The 18,994-nt window shown below is 42.7% G+C and carries 13 protein-coding genes and 1 pseudogene; 8 read left to right on the forward strand and 6 right to left on the reverse strand.

Annotation, left to right across the window (positions count from 1 at the left end):
* Positions 1-78 precede the first annotated feature (78 nt).
* A complete protein-coding gene (guaA, locus tag E2K74_RS08975; RefSeq protein ID WP_151205189.1) occupies positions 79-1,647 on the forward strand; it encodes a glutamine-hydrolyzing GMP synthase in 1,569 nt (522 codons plus the stop codon).
* 455 nt (positions 1,648-2,102) lie between these two features.
* Here guaA and E2K74_RS08980 read toward each other — a convergent pair whose 3' ends face one another.
* Complete coding sequence (locus E2K74_RS08980; protein ID WP_151207240.1) at positions 2,103-3,449, reverse strand: GGDEF domain-containing protein; 1,347 nt, start codon at positions 3,447-3,449, stop codon at positions 2,103-2,105.
* Between the two features lie 507 nt (positions 3,450-3,956).
* On the opposite strand from E2K74_RS08980, the gene E2K74_RS08985 reads away from it, so the two are divergent.
* Positions 3,957-4,904, forward strand: coding sequence for a pirin family protein (locus E2K74_RS08985; RefSeq protein ID WP_151207242.1), 948 nt, complete (start codon positions 3,957-3,959; stop codon positions 4,902-4,904).
* Positions 4,905-5,065: 161 nt separating this feature from the next.
* Positions 5,066-5,716, forward strand: coding sequence for a glutathione S-transferase family protein (locus tag E2K74_RS08990; protein ID WP_151207244.1), 651 nt, complete (start codon positions 5,066-5,068; stop codon positions 5,714-5,716).
* 48 nt (positions 5,717-5,764) lie between these two features.
* On the opposite strand, the gene phoR is transcribed toward E2K74_RS08990, so the two are convergent.
* The 3 genes from phoR to E2K74_RS09005 all read right to left on the reverse strand — a co-directional run bounded on the left by phoR (position 5,765) and on the right by E2K74_RS09005 (position 8,805).
* Positions 5,765-7,123: a phosphate regulon sensor histidine kinase PhoR gene (gene phoR, locus E2K74_RS08995; RefSeq protein ID WP_151205193.1), complete on the reverse strand. Its 1,359-nt coding sequence runs from the start codon at positions 7,121-7,123 to the stop codon at positions 5,765-5,767.
* Between the two features lie 24 nt (positions 7,124-7,147).
* On the reverse strand, positions 7,148-7,858 hold the full coding sequence (gene phoB, locus E2K74_RS09000) for a phosphate regulon transcriptional regulator PhoB (RefSeq protein ID WP_151205194.1): 711 nt from the start codon (positions 7,856-7,858) through the stop codon (positions 7,148-7,150).
* A 260-nt stretch (positions 7,859-8,118) separates the two neighbouring features.
* Complete coding sequence (locus E2K74_RS09005) at positions 8,119-8,805, reverse strand: TetR/AcrR family transcriptional regulator (RefSeq protein ID WP_151205195.1); 687 nt, start codon at positions 8,803-8,805, stop codon at positions 8,119-8,121.
* 219 nt (positions 8,806-9,024) lie between these two features.
* Between E2K74_RS09005 and E2K74_RS09010 the strand changes: the two genes are divergently transcribed.
* Positions 9,025-9,873 (forward strand): SDR family NAD(P)-dependent oxidoreductase, encoded by an 849-nt coding sequence (locus tag E2K74_RS09010; protein ID WP_151207246.1) that lies wholly within the window; start codon positions 9,025-9,027, stop codon positions 9,871-9,873.
* 221 nt (positions 9,874-10,094) lie between these two features.
* On the opposite strand, the gene E2K74_RS09015 is transcribed toward E2K74_RS09010, so the two are convergent.
* Together E2K74_RS09015 and E2K74_RS09020 are read right to left on the reverse strand one after the other, a co-directional pair.
* A complete protein-coding gene (locus E2K74_RS09015; protein WP_151207248.1) occupies positions 10,095-11,459 on the reverse strand; it encodes an MATE family efflux transporter in 1,365 nt (454 codons plus the stop codon).
* A 101-nt stretch (positions 11,460-11,560) separates the two neighbouring features.
* A complete protein-coding gene (locus tag E2K74_RS09020) occupies positions 11,561-12,715 on the reverse strand; it encodes a methionine aminotransferase (RefSeq protein ID WP_151207250.1) in 1,155 nt (384 codons plus the stop codon).
* Positions 12,716-12,990: 275 nt separating this feature from the next.
* On the opposite strand from E2K74_RS09020, the gene E2K74_RS09025 reads away from it, so the two are divergent.
* The 4 genes and pseudogenes from E2K74_RS09025 to E2K74_RS09040 all read left to right on the forward strand — a co-directional run.
* The gene (locus tag E2K74_RS09025; RefSeq protein WP_151207252.1) at positions 12,991-15,792 is read left to right on the forward strand and encodes a type VI secretion system Vgr family protein; all 2,802 of its coding nucleotides are present in this window, start codon (positions 12,991-12,993) and stop codon (positions 15,790-15,792) included.
* A 9-nt stretch (positions 15,793-15,801) separates the two neighbouring features.
* A complete protein-coding gene (locus tag E2K74_RS09030; RefSeq protein ID WP_151207254.1) occupies positions 15,802-17,988 on the forward strand; it encodes a LysM peptidoglycan-binding domain-containing protein in 2,187 nt (728 codons plus the stop codon).
* Positions 17,989-17,997: 9 nt separating this feature from the next.
* Positions 17,998-18,879, forward strand: coding sequence for a hypothetical protein (locus E2K74_RS09035; protein ID WP_151207256.1), 882 nt, complete (start codon positions 17,998-18,000; stop codon positions 18,877-18,879).
* A gap of 5 nt (positions 18,880-18,884) precedes the next feature.
* Positions 18,885-18,994 (forward strand): annotated as a pseudogene (locus E2K74_RS09040) (IS5/IS1182 family transposase); the annotation flags it as partial.

Consider the following 18,994-nt stretch of genomic DNA (forward strand, 5'->3'; position numbering starts at 1 on the left):
TTTGGAATAGTGTGCGTAAACTCAAGAAAAATGCTAGAATACAGCGCTTATTTCGTTTGCCTTTCATAGTTGTTTGTCATGACTACCAATACTCAAATTACTGAAGATCGTATCCTGATTCTGGATTTCGGTTCTCAATATAGTCAGCTCATCGCACGTCGTGTCCGTGAAGCTGGCGTATATTCTGAAATGTATGCCTATGATATGTCTGAAGAAGACATTCGTGCATTTAATCCAAACGGTATCATCTTGTCAGGTGGACCTGAAAGCGTTCATCTGGAAGGCAGCCCACGCGCACCGCAAGTAGTATTTGAGTTAGGTGTACCGGTACTGGGGATCTGTTATGGCTTGCAAACCATGTGTGAACAGCTGGGCGGTAAAGTTGAGCCAGGCACCGTCCATGAATTCGGTTATGCAGAAGTAGATATCTTGGTACGTGACCAGCTGATTGGGAACCTGCAAGACCGTGAAAACCAGCTGCATGTCTGGATGAGTCATGGTGACAAGGTTGCCCGTCTTCCTGAAGGCTTCCAGATTACTGCTCAGACACCAAGCTGCCCGATGGCAATGATTTCTGATGAAACTCGCCGTCTCTATGGTATCCAGTTCCACCCGGAAGTGACGCATACCTCGAAAGGTGCAGAAATTTTATCAAACTTCGTGCACCAGATTTGTGGTTGCCGCGGTCTTTGGACACCAGAACATATTATCGATTTGCGTATTGAACAGCTACGTAAACAGATTGGTAATGAAAAAGTATTGTTAGGTCTTTCAGGTGGTGTGGACTCCTCTGTTGTGGCTGCACTGTTGCATAAAGCGATTGGTGACCAGCTGACCTGTGTATTTGTAGACAATGGCTTGCTTCGTTTGAACGAAGGCGATCAAGTGATGCAAATGTTTGCCGAGAACATGGGGATCCGCGTGATCCGTGCAGATGCTGAAGAGCGTTTTCTGTCTGCACTTGCTGGTGCAACTGATCCTGAAGTTAAGCGTAAAATTATTGGCCGTGAATTTATTGCAGTCTTCGCTGAAGAAGCACGTAAATTGGACGGGGTTAAATTCTTGGCGCAAGGTACGATTTATCCAGACGTGATCGAATCTGCCGCTAGCAAACAAGGCAAGGCACATGTGATTAAATCGCACCATAACGTGGGCGGTTTACCTGCAGACCTGGCATTTGAACTGGTTGAGCCATTACGTGACCTGTTTAAGGATGAAGTACGTAAATTGGGTACGACGCTGGGCTTGCCACACAGCATGATCTACCGTCATCCCTTCCCGGGTCCGGGTCTGGGTGTGCGCATTCTGGGCGAAGTGAAAAAAGAATATGCCGATATTCTGCGCCTTGCAGATGACATCTTTATGCAAGAACTTCGTGCAAGTGGCTGGTATGACAAAACAGCTCAAGCCTTTGCGGTATTCCAGCCGGTGAAATCGGTGGGTGTGGTAGGGGATGGTCGCCGTTATGCCTGGGTGATTGCGCTGCGTGCAGTAGAAACGGTTGACTTTATGACAGCCCGTTTTGCACATCTTCCATATGAATTGGTAGACAAGATTTCGACTCGCATTATGAATGAAATTGCGGATGTATCACGTGTGGTCTATGACGTGTCATCTAAACCACCTGCAACCATTGAATGGGAGTAATTTAGGGGTTTTGGACAGCACTGCTGTCCGCCTAAATTACGCCAAGCGCTATGCGCGTGGCAGTATCTGATTTATCAGATATAACCTAATAAAAAAGAGCGCTTCGGTGCTCTTTTTTTATACTCTTAGATTCGCATTTGAAGTGCAACACCATGTTGTAGCCATAATATCTGACGGGGAATTTTAAAGCCGAACCCTTTTTCGGAGTGATGCTTCAAATCTTGAGTAATTTCTGAGAGATCTTCATTTGTATAGGCATTTAAATCACTGCTTTTTTAATATATTGCCTGATTCAGCCCTTGGTGGTTTTATTCATGTCTCGTTAGCAGACGCAAGCATCAGCGAAATACCAGGCTATTTACGATTCTTGTGCAGCATGATCAGGCAGGCAGAACTGAAGGCTCTATAGAGTCTGATGTGTCATATCTGCTTTAGCTGTATAAGTTCATTCTAAGTTATAATGGTGACGAGGATTGTACCTGTTTATCACTGTTTTTAGCCGCCTGCTGCACAGCTTGAACTATGTTTCTGTGCTTAGCAGAAGAGGACGTTGCCGGTTTGAGAATATCCGGATGATAGATTTTAATCCGGTTACGGCCGGCTTTTTTAGCCTGATACAGCGCCAGATCCGCCTTTTTGATCAGATCGTCTAGAGTCTGTTCAGGCGACTCTAACTCGGCAATACCGATTGAAATGGTGAACTGGATACTCTGGTCAGGGGTGATATAAAAAACTTGTTTTTGAATAATTTTACGAATGCGTTCAGCAATCATTAAGCTGTCATATGGCTGAGTATATTCGAGTAACGCAATAAACTCCTCTCCGCCAAAACGAGCCAGTACATCAGTTTGACGCATTTCTTTACGGGTCACTTCGGCAATCAGTTGCAAAACCCGGTCTCCTACATCATGGCCATAATTATCATTAATCAGTTTGAAATGATCTACATCGAACATTAACAGGCAAGTACCGGCATGTTTAGGCCATTTCTGGATGGCCTGCTCGGCCAGATTGACAAAATGACGGCGATTGTAGAGCTTGGTCAGATCATCGGTATGGGCCAGATTTTTTAGGGTCTGATAGTTCCACTCATCCAGTAAATTACGCAGAAATATGCGGCGTACATTTAGGGTATTATTCCAGTTAATATAGATGCTAAAAAACCATAAAGGGATAGAAACGACGGCAAAGATAAGACCTTGGGACCAAGTGAGTAAATGAATGGCTCCAATGGTCATAAACAGGGCAATAAATATCGAGCAATAGAGTGCGCCTTTGAACTGGGTTTTGATGCAAAGATTAGTGACCAGGATAAAAATAGCGGTAGCGTACAGATAGGTACTGACGTGCGGGCTATTAGAGAGCAACAGTAAACCAATCCAGATTCCGGCAGCGACTGTCGTACAAACGGGCAAGAACATCTCTAGAACCTGGATGTTTTTATAATGGTTAAACAGGTAAGAGCCGCAGAGCATGGCTACAATCACAAGCAGTACACGTGACACACCGGAGAGGAAAAATATATCTGGAATAATAAAGATATCGGCAAAGAAGTACAGTAAAAAGGCAATCTGCGCCATATAGTTTACCTGACGTAAGTCATGGTGATTGTCCGCATACATATAATCATAAAAATATTGCCGGAATAGCGGGGGAATGCGTGCAGAACGGTCTGCCAGTGCCTGTTCAATCAGTTGACGGTTTTGCAGATCACATTCGGCCAGTTTGAGCAGTTGATACATTCTGGCATTCTGAAAATAGACATCCTTTGGAGAATGTAAATCTTCATGAGAAGATGACATTGTTATTATCCATTTATTATTTTGCCTAAGCAGTATTATGAATCATTGGAATGAAAAGCAACCTTCTAAAATGGGGATTGTATAATTTTTCTCTGCTAAAAAGTAACAAAATTTATAGGCTTTAATCCAATATCGAGAATAATTATCTTATTGATATTATATATTTTTTATTATTTTGTGGGTTGTTTCACGTGAAATATGTAAAACTATCTGGACCTGAGTAAAGTCTTTATCCATTGCAGCTAATTTTGAAGAGGGGCGGATTACTTTTTTTGCAGAACGTTAGAAAAATTAAACGGTAGAAATAGTTTTACAAAGTAAAACTGTAATAGATCAAAGCAAAAGGACGTATAGCTTGGCATGAAATAAGTATCTAAATATTTCTGTTGTTAGACTTTATACGCAGAAGCGGTACATTGTTTCAATAGTGCAACTTCATACAGCGGGTAGCTGCGAGGAAGCTGGCAAAGGAAATCATATTTTTAAGGTGCTGAGGTAAGCCCGACCATGTCATATAATCAAGAAACTGAACTGTCTTATTCCGATGACTGTCAAAAATATATCAATCAGTTTATTCAGGAATTTCCTCTGCGACGGGCAGAAATTGGGCAGGGGACTGTGATTAAACGTGCCTTGCCTAGCCGGCATAAACGTATGATCGGCGCATGGTGCTTTCTGGATCATGCCGGGCCTGCCAGCTTTCCTCAGGGGAGTGGTCTGGATGTGGGACCGCATCCGCATATCGGTCTGCAAACCTTTACCTGGATGATCGAAGGCACCATGATGCATAATGACAGCATCGGTAGCCAGCAGCTCATCCGGCCTAAACAGGTGAATCTGATGACTTCCGGCTATGGGATTTCTCATACCGAAGTATCTCCCGATACTGAAACCCAGATGCATGCCGCCCAGCTCTGGATTGCCTTGCCGGATGACAAGCTCAATATGGCGCCTGCGTTTGACCATTATCCGGAACTGCCTGTGGTACAAGCACAGGGGATTGAGTTTACCGTGCTGGTCGGAGAATATTTAAATACCAGATCGCCGGTTAAAGTACATAGTGAATTGCTGGGGGTAGATCTGTTTGCTCAAGAAAGTACCTCCGCCCGCCTCAGCTTAAATCCTAAATTTGAATATGGCTTTATGGCCTTAGAAGGCAGCGCCAGCATTAATGGACATGAGCTGACAGAAGACAATATGGTAATTCTGGAGCCAGGCCTGGAACATGTAGATATTCAGATTCATGCAGGTGGCCGGGTTCTATTATTAGGCGGAGAACCTTTTGAAAGTCCGATTTTACTGTGGTGGAATTTTGTTGGCCGCACCACTGAAGAATTAAAAATGGCACGGGATCAGTGGAGTGAAGGGCATTCCCGTTTTGGCGCTATTCCCGATTATGACGGACCCCGCCTGGAAGCGCCGGCTTTTCCAGACCGGATGCGGCCTTCCAGATAAATCAGTAAGACTGCAAGTCTACTTGGAGCATTTTTTGAATTAAACTCCAGGAATGAAGCGGAAAAATAGAAAAGCTGTCACCACAGTCATCAAAAACTGAGTGACAGGACGCGGCTTTTGCTATGCTCGAAAAGCAAGAACAATAAAATTATGAGTCTCATATGCGTGTTTTACATCATCTCGAACAATCACGATCATTTCGTATCCTGTGGGCCATGGAAGAATTAGGGCTGGATTACGAGGTTAAATACTATAAGCGTCAGCCCAATCTTGCTGCGCCACCGGCCTTAAAACAGGTCCATCCATTGGGCAAGGCACCGATTCTGGTCGATCAGGCTCAGGTACTGGCGGAATCTGCAGCGATCCTGGAATATTTACAGGAAACTTATGACCAACAGCAGCAGTTTCGTCCAGAAGATCCTGCCGACAAGGCCCAGTACCGTTACTGGATGCATTATGCGGAAGGTTCATTAATGCCGCTGCTGGTGATGCAACTGGTAATGACCACTGTACCTAAACATACCCCTTTGCTGATTCGGCCTATAGCCAAAAAAATCTGCGATGGAGTGAAGAAGCAGTTTGTACAGAGCCGCTTAAAAGATCATATCCAGTTTCTGGAAAGTTATTTGAGCGAGCATGATTATTTTGCTGGGCACTTCAGTTTTGCCGATATTCAGATGAGTTTTCCTTTGGAGGCGATGCAGAGCCGGACAAGCCAAAGTTATCCGGCCATTCAAGCCTATCTTAAACGGGTTGCACAACGTGCAGCCTATGCGCGTGCACTGAGCAGAGAAAAACAGATCAGTTCTTAAATGCTTAAAAAAAGCTGCAATATGCACCTTTTTCCTTGGCCATACGGATTATTCTGGAAAGCTCAGACGTTCTTTAGGGAAAACCACTTTAAAGGTTGAGCCTTCATTTTCTTTAGACTCCACTTCCAGATGGGCTTGATGCTGCATCAGCACATGTTTGACGATGGCCAGACCTAAACCGGTGCCACCTGTGCGCCGGCTGCGGTCTGAATCGATCCGGTAAAAACGCTCGGTCAGGCGTGGCAAATGTTTCGGATCAATCCCGATACCATTGTCTTCTACAATAAAGTAGGCCGACTCGCCATCATCATGCCAGCCCATGGTGATGCTCCCGCCCTTAGGCGTATATTTGATGGCATTGGTAATCAGGTTACTAAAGGCACTGGCCAGTTCCATGTCGGAACCAATCAGGTCACAATGACTGTCAATATCCAGATTCAGGGTATGACCATAATCAACATTATAAGCCTGTGCGTCATCAAACAGCTGATTCATCAAGCTTGGCATTTCAATAATCTGGTTCTTGGCAATATTCTTGTCATTTTCCAGACGCGAGAGCAGGAGCAGATCATTAACCAGTGCATTCATGCGTCGGGTTTGAGACTGCATCTGGTCAAAGGCACGTTTCCAGCGGGGATTGATATCTTCCTGATCGGTGAAGGTTTCAATATATCCACTTAAAACCGTCAGTGGCGTGCGCAGCTCATGCGAAATATTATCGACAAAATCTTTGCGCATCTGCTCCAGATTATGCATCCGGGTGACATCATAAGCCACCAGCAGGCGGCTTTCACCACCAAAACGAGTCATTTTGACCTGTACATAATGATCTTCAAACAAGGAAGATCTCATTTTCAGGCCATCAGGGGCTTGATCAATATTGTGGTAATATTCGATAAAAATCGGTTGACGTAACAGCGTAAGAATATTACGGCGGCGATCATCCGGAGAGATGCCAAGCAGGCGTTCTGCTGCCGGGTTCCACCATTCGATCTGCTGGTTGTCATCAATCAGCACCACTGCCTCTTGTAAGGCCACCAGTGAGGATTGCGCCCGGTCAATCAGCTCGACCATTTCCGCCTGAACAATACGTTCCTGACGCTGCGCCCGATATACATTGAACAGCAAAGCCCCCCAGATTCCGTGAATATTAGGGGGGACATCATAGGGGCGATTTGAAATCCACTCATTGACCAGATACAGGGAGCGCATCTGGGTGGCAAAAAAAGCCACAAACGCCAGTACCAGACAAACCCAGAAATACCCAATCCCGAAGCCGATAAAAGCGGCAATGATCAGAAAAAATGCCAGTAAGCGTAAATCCTGCTTGGCAAAATCCCATAAGCTGCTGTAACGGAATTTCTTGTGGTCACGTGCCAGCTCGGGGACAGGGTAAGGTTCATACATAAAACTAGGGTTACCTAAAAGAAATTAACCAGCGGCAACATCGGCCCGGGTGGAGAAGCGGTAGCCGGTACCACGTACAGTCTGCACAAAACGGTCTGCCCCATAAGGCTCTAGGACCTTGCGCAAGCGGCGGATATGGACATCAATGGTCCGGTCTTCAATATAGACATTACCCCCCCAAACCTGGTCCAGTAATTGGGTACGGGTATAGGCGCGTTCCGGATGCGTCATGAAAAATGCCAGCAAACGGTACTCGGTCGGACCCATTTCCAGAATCTTGTTGCCAAAATTCACCCGTTGGCTCACTGGATCCAGCACCAGACCATTGGCATCAATGGTTTTTTCTCCACTTAGCGCATTGGCACGGCGCAGAACCGCTTTAATCCGTGAGACCAGTTCGCGTGTAGAAAATGGCTTGGTCATGTAGTCATCAGCACCGGCATCGAGTCCCTGTACCTTATGATCTTCTTCACCACGGGCGGTCAGCATGATAACTGGAATTTCAGACAGGGATTCATCACGTTTCAAGCGACGGCAGAGGTCTACGCCGCTCACTCCACCTGGCATCATCCAGTCCAGTAAAATGAGAGCCGGACGCTGATCCACAATCATCTGATGCGCTTGTTTGGCATCTTCTGCCTGCAGACACTGAAATCCTGCCATATCCAAAGAGGTATGAATCATTTCCCTGATTGGGAGTTCGTCATCGACGATTAATATGTAGTCATCTTTCACAACGCAATACCCTATTTCATGCAAACGGTGGACCGTTTTATATTTATGACAGGCTTATTACAAAGACTAATTATGACAGTATCATTGCAGAAAGGGAAAATAGCCGAAGTTTCGCAAAGATTTGTGACAATTTTAATAAAAATTTAATTAGAAATCAGACATTTTTAATTCATTTTGTTGAGATAAGTCTTTGTAAATAAATTTAAAATTAAAAATACGTGGCGGCTGATCAAGATAAAAAACCTATTTCTCTATAAAAACTAGGCTTTGACTTTTTTCTCGGCAAAATGCTCCAGCAGGGCCAGAAAAATAATACTGCAGGAGGACAGCACTTCGTCCATCGACTGTTTAAAGCCGCTCATGACCCAGCGGATTGCAATCTGGGTAACATAGCCATTCAGTCCGGTCGACACTAAAGAAAGCTCCTGTTCAGAGCGGCTCAGGTTCGGCATCATCAGCATGACAAAGGCATGAATCATGCGGTCAAAGCGCAACATGGTTTCATGAATCGTGGCCTGATTATGCAGCTCCTGTACCAGCATGGCATCAATATAAATAATCCGTGCCATACGTGGATTATCTTTTAAAGTTGTTAGCAGGGCGGTCAAGCCGGCTTTAATCATGTTTTGCGGATCGGCTGAGGCTTGCAGCATGGCCTGCATGACATTTTGCTGCAACTCATCAATCAGCTGTAAAAAAATGGTCTGAAATAGGTGCTCACTTTTTTTAAAAGACTCATAAAAATAGCGTTCGGTGAGCTTGGCTTCATTGCAGATATCTTTGACCGTCACCGAAAAAAAACCATGGGTGCCATAAGCTTCGATACCAGCTTCGATTAGTTTTTCACGACGTAACTGCTGGCGCTCCGCCATCGACAGGCCTTTAAACTGACGCTCTTTGGCGCGGGTCGCTGGTGCTTTTGTGGTTGAAGGAGCTGAATTGGTCATAACTTTCAGTGGCAGTCTCGCTAAAGGTTGGGGCTATCTTATCAACAAATCTGCATTTGACCTATGCTGAAATTTCAGACTGAAACTTGGCCTGTAGAGACATTATAGAGTGATTGACAATACTTATTGTCAAAACTATATTGAAATGATGGGCTGCATCCTGAACAGACAAAAATACCGGCTGTCATGGACTGGCAGTATTTAATTCAAGGAATCTCAATGAAAAATTTTAACAATAAAGTTGCAGCGATTACCGGTGCCGGTTCTGGCATTGGCCAGCAGCTGGCTGTACTGCTGGCACAGCAGGGCTGTCATCTGGCACTGAGTGATGTTAATGAGCAGGGGCTGGAAAAAACACTCGAGCTGCTGAAAGGCAATCATGTCCGTGTCACCACTCAAAAAGTGAATGTCGCCAATCTGGCTGAAGTTCAGGCTTGGGCCAAGCAGGTCGAGCAGGATCATGGCAGTGTGAATATGATCTTTAATAATGCAGGTGTTGCCTTGGGCAGTACGGTTGAGGGTGCAAGCTATGAAGATCTGGAATGGATTGTAGGAATCAATTTTTGGGGCGTGGTCTATGGTACCAAGGAGTTCCTGCCATTGATCAAAAAAACCGGTGATGGACATGTGATCAATATTTCCAGCCTGTTTGGTTTGACCGCCCAGCCCACCCAATCTGCTTATAATGCGACCAAGTTTGCGGTACGTGGTTTTACCGAATCCTTGCGTCAGGAGCTGGATATGCAAAATTGCGGCGTAAGCGCGCTGTGTGTACATCCGGGTGGAATTCGCACCAATATTGCCAATGCAGCCAAAATGAATGATAGTCTTTTGAGCTTAGGGATGCATCCTGAAAAATCGGCACGTAATTTTAATAAACTGTTGCGTTGTCCGCCTGAAGAAGCTGCTCGCCAGATTCTGGATGCGGTGCAGAAAGACAAACGCCGTCTGCTGATCGGTAATGATGCCAAGGCCCTGGATATGATCCAGCGCATCTTGCCTACCGGTTATCAGCGCGTCACTGCTCTGGCTTCGCGTCTGGGTAAAAAAGGCAAAAAATCAGCTTAATCACCTTCCTCTACCTCGGCCCGCGAAAGCGGGCTTTTAACTTGATTGATGCGCTTTATTTTAATTGATTCCGAAGACAAGATAACAGGATCAGCCAGTTCTCTATAAGCCGGAAAGTTACAGCTGGTTTAATTTATAAACCGGATGTCATCACTGTATCTGTCAGTTTTTAATATTAAAAATGCGTGGACTATGCAATAACATACTGATTTTTAAAACCCTCAGATCAAGGCCTGAATAGTTTTTTTCTTCCAGACCAACTGGTAATACAAGCCCTGCAAAATACACAAGCTTACGAAGGTCAGTGCGTAGGCATACCAGATGCCTTCCAGGCCCCACCACTGGCTAAACAGATAGGCACAAGGCACCTCAATAACGAGAATGGTCAGAATATTAATCAGCATGGGCACCGTCACTGTACCGCTAGAACGCATAATCGAGGCAAAAATCGCACTGGCGCCAAAGAACAGGATCGACCACAGTACAATAAACAGGAGCTGCTGACCCAGCACCACCACCGCTGGATCGGTAATAAACAGAGCCATCAGATATTTAGAAGACAAATAAGCAAGAATTACCAGCCCGCCAGTGAACAGGATATTCATACTCAAGGCGGTGCGGGTGACTTTATTGAGTAAATCCGACTTTCCTGCACCAATGGCCTGCGCCCCAAAGACTGAGGCAGCGATAGCGATAGATAAAGCGGGAAACTGGATATAGTTCAGGACCTGATTGACCGCACCATAGGCCGCCGTTGCTTCAGCTCCATGACGGTTAACCAGTCCTACAATCACTAATCCTGCTACGGAAGTTGTCACCATCTGCACTCCGGTAGGAATGCCTAGCCGTAAAATGATCTTGCTCAACTGGGGTTGATGGCGGATATTTTTAATTAAGGCCCAGTCCAGTTTCAGTGGATGCTGTTTATAATTTAAATACAGCACTAAAAAAACCAGGACGGCCAGATTGCCTAAAATAGTGGCGATAGCAGGCGAGATAATCCCCATCCGAGGAAAACCAAAATAGCCGGCAATCAGGACTGGCGTGACCCCCAGACCGATTCCAATCGTTAATGCTGAAGCGAACAGTGGTGTGGTACTGTCGCCGACACCACGTAAAATGGAAGTATAAATAATATAAATAAAAATCAGGGGACTGCCGGCCAGCATCCATTGTACATAGGGCAATGATAAATGCATGACCTCAGGATCTGTGCCCAGCGCAAGTAAAATCTGCTCCGCAAAAATGACCCCCAACAGGGCAATCAGACTTCCCCCAATCAGGGTCATAAATAAGGTAGAGCCCACCACACAGTGTACTTTTTCCAGGTTTTTAGCGCCCCAGGCCTGCCCAATCAGGACGGTCGACCCGGCAGAGAGCCCGATCACAAAAGCCATCAAACAAAACAGGATCGGAAAGAACACCGCAACAGCAGCAATCGCGTTGACCCCCAACATCTGTCCGACAAAGATAGTATTCACGGTACCAGACAGACTTTGCAGGATATTGGTCGCAATTAATGGTAACAGAAAGACCAGAAAGGTTTTCCACAGATTTTTTTGCTGAATTAAAGCATGCTGCGCCATATAAGGTCCTGTTCTTGGTTTTTCAAATACTTATCTTAGCGAATTATGCTAGATCGGCAGTCAAAACGCCTTAGCTTTTCAGTAACGGCACAGCCTGTGTTTTAAACTTTGGCAAGAATATGTGCTGCTTCAATTAAGGTTTCATTTTTTTTGGCAAAACAGAAGCGCAGCAAATGTATATCCTGTGGAGGATCTTTATAAAATACAGAAACTGGAATGGCGACCACGCCATGCTGCTGGGCCAGATAATGACACATTGACAAGCCATCCAGATCGGGGCGAATCTCACGATAGTCCAGATTCTGGAAATACGTCCCTTGAGTAGGCGTCCATTGAAAACGTGTGCCCGCCAGTTCTGTATTAAACAAATCGCGCTTGGCCTGATAAAAACTGGAGAGCTGATGAATATGCTCGGGATGCAGTTGCATATATTCAGTCAGGGCAACCTGAATCGGGGTCACACCACAAAAGCTGACAAACTGGTAAATCTGTCTAAATAGCTGCATCAAAGGCGGAGGCGCTACACAAAAACCGGTTTTCCAGCCAGTGACATGAAAGGTTTTACCAAAAGATCCCACCACAAAGCTGCGTTCACGTAACTGCGGAAAGCTGGCTGCCGAAATGTGGCGAACATCGTCAAAGACCAGATGTTCATAGACTTCATCAGACAGGATCACAATATTCCGGTCATGAACCAGTTCAATCAACTGCTGCCAATCCTGTTCTGTCCACACGGTTCCCGTAGGGTTGTGTGGGGTATTGACAATGATCATGCGGGTCTGGTCATTGATCGCATCTTTGACCTTGTTCCAGTCCACGGAAAAGCCAGGATATTCCAAGGCAATATGCACTGGCCGAGCACCGGCCAGTTGCACGCTGGGCGCGTAGCTGTCATAGCTGGGATCAAAAATAATGACTTCCTCACCGGCACGGACACTGGCCTGAATGGCGCAGAAAATTGCAAGGGTGGCCCCGGGTGTAATGGTAATTTCACTGACAGGGTCAAGGCAGAGCTGGTCACGCTGCTGGTACAGATCTGCCACCAGACCACAGAGCACGGGCAGGCCATTGCTTGGCGCATATTGATTAAACCCCCCACGAGTCGCACGACTAAGCGCATCCAGCAGCTGGGGCGGAGCCGGGAAATCCGGAAAGCCTTGGGACAGGTTGATGGCACCCAGTTTCTGCGCCAGATTCGACATGGTGCTAAAAATAGTGACGCCCAAATCGGGAAGTTTGGAAGATAATTCGAGCATGTCCCTGACCCCTTGTCTTATCATGCAATTATTAAAGTCTGTTGAGGATTAAATGTTATTCCCGTCAGTGTAGCAGCAAGTAAGCACAGGAATAATCAGAAAATTAAAATGATCTTAAGCAAATGTACAAGCTTGGGTATCAGTCGCTCAGTCCAGCTCAATGAATCAGAACAAGTTGTTTGCCTAATCATGTGAAATAAATACCAAGATGGACGGTGCCGGGCTTATTTTTTACAATCAGCGTGATAAAAATAACCTCACCACATAATTATAAAATGCTTAAAAATATTGATACGGTGCTAGATGCACTAGGTCTGGGGCCACAAAAACGTGCACTACAGATTCAATTTACTCATCCTATTTTACACTCCCAGCTTGCGATTCAGCGTATTGAGGGCCGGCACTGGATAAATGAAGGATTACAGGTAGAGTTACTGTGTTTATCCACCCATCCCTCGCTGCCTTTAAAACAGTTTATGGGTGTTCAGGTTGCTGTAGATCAGGTCACTGACCGGGGAGAGCTGTTTCGGACCAGCGGCATCATTACGGCAGCCAGTCAGGGACAGAGTGATGGTGCACTTACGATTTATAAGCTGAGTCTGCAGGATGCCACCGCTTTATGGCAAAAACGTCGCAATAGCCGGGTATTTCTAAATAAAAGTGTGCGTGACATCAGTGAAATTTTATTTACAGAATGGCAAAAAAGAAGCCCTTTATTTACAGCCAGTTTAAGCCTGGACCTGAGCGGCCTGTCAGCAGAATATGATATTCGTCCTTTTGTGATGCAGTCCAATGAAAGTGATTATGAATTTCTTAGCCGCTTATGGCGCAGCGAAGGAATTAACTGGCTGATTGATGAAAAAGAACTGCTGCTAACAACTTCCAAGTCTGCTATTCAGCCCCAGATTTTGCGCCTGATTGATCATGCAGAGAGTTTTCAGGCTCTGGCACGCCGTTTTATCTGTTTTCATCGCAGTCATGCCACTGAAGCGTTTGATAGTATTACCAACTGGACAGCTCAGCGCAGTCTAAAGCCGACACAGGTGCAGACTCAGCGTTGGCAGGCGGAGCAACTGTCACCAGATGAAAGCCAGTATTTTTTAAATACACAGCAATTTGAATCTCCAAACGGGCAGGAAATATTAGCGCTGGAAGATGCCTGGACCGTCAGTTCAGCCTGGAGCGCTGATCTGAACGGGGAGGATCAGGCCACTTCTTCCAGTCATAGTCAGCTGGAGAAATTGAGCAGACAATTGGGTCAATATCATGCATTGCAATCAAAATACTTTCAGGCCAGCAGCAGCGTCAGAGATGCACAGGTGGGCTATTGGTTTCAGTTGAAGGATCATCTGGAAATTGATCAGCATGCAGCCCATGAACGGGAATTTCTGATTTTAGGGAAGCACTTCTATAACCAGAACAATTTACCAAAAGAGATAGGGGCACAGCTGGAGTCGCTATTACATGCCAGTTCATGGACAGCTTTGGAAGAGGAGCGGCAGGCCAACGAATTGTATTTAATTCGTCGCTCTATTCCGGTAGTTCCAGAATATCTGCCATTTAAGCACCAACCGCTGGCCTATGCACAACGTGCTAGGGTCGTTGGACCCGAAGGTGAGAGCATCCATGTCGATGAATGGGGACGGGTTAAAGTACGTTTTCTGTTTACCCGTGATCAGGATCATCAGCATGATGGCGGAGCGGGAAGCAATAATGATGACACAGATTCTGCCTGGGTAGATGTGCTGACTTCATGGGCCGGTGAGGGTTATGGCACACGATTTCATCCGCGAGTGGGTGAAATCGTAGTGATTGACTTCTTTGATGGGAATGTTGATCGCCCATTTGTCGTGGGACGTTTGCACGAAGCTGAGCGTCATCAAACTATGTTTGATGTGAAAGGTCAGTTACCAGATACCAAAAAACTCAGTGGTATTCGTTCCTCTGAAGTGGATGGCCAAGGTTTTAACCAGCTCCGCTTTGACGATACTACAGGACAGATCAGCACACAGTTGCAAAGCAGTCATGGGACCAGTCAGCTGAATCTGGGGAATTTAAGTCATCCTAAAGAAAATGAAAGTAGCGAAAGTCGAGGTGAAGGATTTGAGCTGAGGACAGACCAGTGGGGGGCGGTAAGAGCCGGCGCTGGTCTGCTGCTTTCAACATATAAACAGGAAAATGCCAATGCCAATCACTTAAATAGCAGCCCGGCTAAAAACCAACTTGAATCAAGTTTAAATAATATTCAGGCCTTAAGTGACGTTGCTAAAAACCAGCAAACTGATCCTTTGGAGGCTTTAGATCATCTGAAAAACTTTCTGGATCAAATCGAACAGCAAGATCAAAACAAGGCAGAAAACTTTAAACAGGCTTTAATGATTCTGTGTGCACCGAACTCCATTGCTATTTCGACCAATGAGGACTTATACCTCTCTGCGGATAGACAGATTAATCATAGTGCTGCGGATAGTATGAATTTTTCAACCCAGAAATCTTTAATTGCCCATGCACAGGACAAGATCAGTTTATTTGCGGCGCAGGAGGGTGTTAAAGCAGTTGCTGCACAAGGTAAGGTGGAACTTCAGGCGCAGGATGATGCAATGGAAATGATGGCCCGTCAGCAAATCAAAATTATTTCGACTGAAGATCGGATTGAAATTATTAGTCCTAAAGAAATTGTACTGACTGCCGGTGGTTCTCAGTTAAAGATTAATGGACAAGGTGTATTTGGAGTAACAGGCGGGAAATTTGAGTGTAAAGCGGGGCAGCATAGTTTTATGGAAGGGGCTAAAGTCTCTCATGAAATACCTCAGCTTCCGAATAATGCTTTATATAGCAATAGGCTGGATATATATGATCTATTTTGGCAGTCCGATTTCAGTTCAATAAATTATAAAGCTTTTATTCCTGATACTAATTCGTATATTTCAGGTCAGCTTGATACGCATGGTCGTACTGGAAAAATTACTACAGCTGATCCCTCTAAAGTAGAAATTTTGGTAGGGCTCAATGATGAATGGGGATTAAGTGTCCAAGGTTATGATGTTGATGACCTGATTGAGCAGAATAATAAATAGGATATAAAAATGACAAATAAGTCTTTAGCAACCATACAAATTCTAGATTTGTTAGGCAATCCAATTCCTAAAGTTCAATATGAAGTCAAAAATAGTAAGACAGGTCAACATGTAGTAAAGGGTTCTACCAATTCCAAGGGGTGCCTTTATGAAATTCAAAGAGACAAAGGAACGGTTTTAGATATATATGTCAAAAGCCTTTTGGGTGGAGGTATGAAAAAAGTTCAGACCTTCATAATGGCAAAAGATCGTATGCTGGTTACGGTTATAAGTCCTAAAATTCTCTTGGATTTAAAAACAGTAGAAAATAATGGAAATAAAGGAAGTTATAAACGTAAAACACATAAGGTTAAAAAAGGTGAAACTTTATCATCTATTGCACAACAGTATCACACCACAATCCGAGTGCTCGAAAGGCTGAATGGGATAAAAGATGTCAATAAAATCAGCATAGGACAAGTAATTAAACTTCCAATTAATATGCCTGCCACAGGAAATAATACAAGTATTGATAGCAAGTTAAACCCTCAAAAAAACGCTTCTCAAAATAATAAGCCTCAATCATCAGAGAAAAATAAAAAAGAGACTAAACAAGCTGATAAAGGAATTGTGAATACAGTTGAAGAGTATGAGAAGAAAGCATTAGAGCAGCTTAATGAATGGTATGAAGAAGGTAAGAAAGCTTTATCGGATGCAATAAAAATTGATATGAAAGAGGATCGCAGTCAGGATGGCGGAACACCGAAAACTGATACTTCCAACTTATGTAAAATTAATCCTCAATGTATATCTCAAGGCAAAAGTGAACTTATTAGAGAGGTTAATATCAGGCTAGCAGGCTTTGGTGGCGCATTACCTACAGATGAATTTACTCCTTTAACAGTGGAATGTATAAAACAATTTCAACGGGATTATATGGGGGTTCCTGAAACTGGAAAAATATGTGGAAGTTTTTTAGCAGCTTTAGATAAGTTTTATTATGAATATCCAATTGCAAATTTTATGACTAAAGCTAGTTGTCCCTGTGGTCAGTGTTCAGGTTATGGTAATAATAGAAGAGGTATTAAATCTGGTTTGAATACTGCTAATGAATATCCAGGATTGCATAGATCTTTAATATGGATATTAAAAGCATTAAATTTTTATTTAAAAAATGAATTTAAATATAAAGGTCTTGAAATGGCTTATATTGAGTCTGGGTATAGATGCATTAATGATAATAAGAATAAAGGAAGAACCACATTAAACCACATGGGTTTGGCACTAGATATACATATTAATAAAAATGGGAAGAGAACTAAAGCTATAGAGGATATAGAGTTTGTTAGAAAAAAAATTATGGTTGTAAAGATGGGAGCAAGTGAAGAAAGAGCTTCTGAAAAAATATATTTAGAACCAAAAAAATTTAAGAGTGGAGCAAATGGAGCAACTACTTGGGTTCATTTTGATATAACAAGATTTTCGAGTATTTACTTTAATGATGAGTATTTCAAAAAAGTAATTAAAGATCTCAATGGAAAGCCATTATTGGAGATTGTTAAATCACTAAATATAAATTCTATTTTAAATTGTGCAGGAATAATCGTAAATACCTCTACAATTTCTAAAATAACAGATCAAACTATTGATGATCTCGTAAAAGAACTAGGGGATGCAATTGCTAGTGGGGAAGGTAGCTATGAAGCTTGGAATGCAGGAGCTCCCGAAGGGAAAAGGGTTAAATATGGAAAAATAAACGACTTACCAGGTACAATTACTGGAAAAACTATTAATGAACTTTTAGAAGCTGCAATAAAATATAAATGGGATGATAATAGAAGAAGGTTTGCAACAGGAAAATATCAAACGATTCCTTCTACTTTAGCGGAAGCTAAAGCAAGACTAAATTTGACTGGTAATGAACTATATGATTGTGATATGCAAGAAAAAGTTTTTAAAGAACATTTATTAAGGGGTCGTACATCTATCTATAACCTGATTATTAATGGAAATAAAACGGTGGAACAGGCTATGGTTGATGCTTCTAAAGAGTGGGCTTCAATTGCTTTACCGAAAGGGGAAAAGAATAAATATGGAGTAATTTCTGATGGTAATGTTGGTTACCATGAGTCTAAAACAAATAAGGCAAACAAACATTCTACTGAAAAAGTTAAAGTTATATTTGAAAAAATATATACTTATCATTTGAATAAATAGGTTTTAAATATGAAGTTTAAGATAATTCTATTATTATTTAGTCTATTATTTTCAAGTTATATATATTCAAAAGAAAATATATTAATAGATTCAAGTAATATATCAAGATGTCATTTTGAAGGTGAAAATATTGATTTTTGTTCAAAGGATAAAATTGAAATTTATAATAAACATATTAAAGATTTTCCTAATTTTTCAAATGATAAAATATTATTAATTTTGAATCATATTAGAGATTCGGGAAAGGGTGACAGTAGATTTGTTAAAATTATAGTTATATTAGATCCTAAAGTAAAAAGAATAACTCCTCTACCTCAGATGGTGGGTAATTTTGTTGATAGTAAATTGAGAGCGATTAATGATGATCCTGCTATTATAAAATATAGTAAGAACGATAATAAAATTTGTTTATCAGGAACTACCTATTTTTTTAAAAATAATAATATTAATATTGAAGATGATTGCTATAGTTTTGAAAAAGGAAAATTTAATAAAATAGAGGAGTCTGTATTAAGTGGTATTGAAGAATTTTCTAAGCTACCCTATTCCTCCGATATTCATTTTAAATGTATAAATAATATTAAATTAAATCAGTGTAATAGGTTAAATTTAATACCCTCTAAGACAATATTAACTAAGTATAATTTTGTTAATGCTCAAGATGGAGAGAGTGTATTATTGAAAGGAAAAAAAGATTTCTTTTTAATAGTATCTCCATTTTTTGATGAAGATGGGGCTAATTTAAGGATTATGAAAGTTAAAAATTTTAATTTAATTTCAGAAAAATATATTTATGCAGGAAAAAGTGTAGAGATTGATGATAATTTAAATATAAAATATTTTGAAGGAAATAATAGATCTCTTGCGAAAGTAAAAACCGCCTCAATATAAATTTCATGAGATATCAAAAATTAAATCGTTTTTCAGATTCTGACTTCAAACGCTTGGTTGGCGTACCTCGACAAGTTTTTACTGAAATGGTTGAGGTCTTAGAAAAAGCAGAATC

Source organism: Acinetobacter sp. RF15B, assembly GCF_007558235.1.
Classification (GTDB): domain Bacteria; phylum Pseudomonadota; class Gammaproteobacteria; order Pseudomonadales; family Moraxellaceae; genus Acinetobacter; species Acinetobacter lwoffii_C.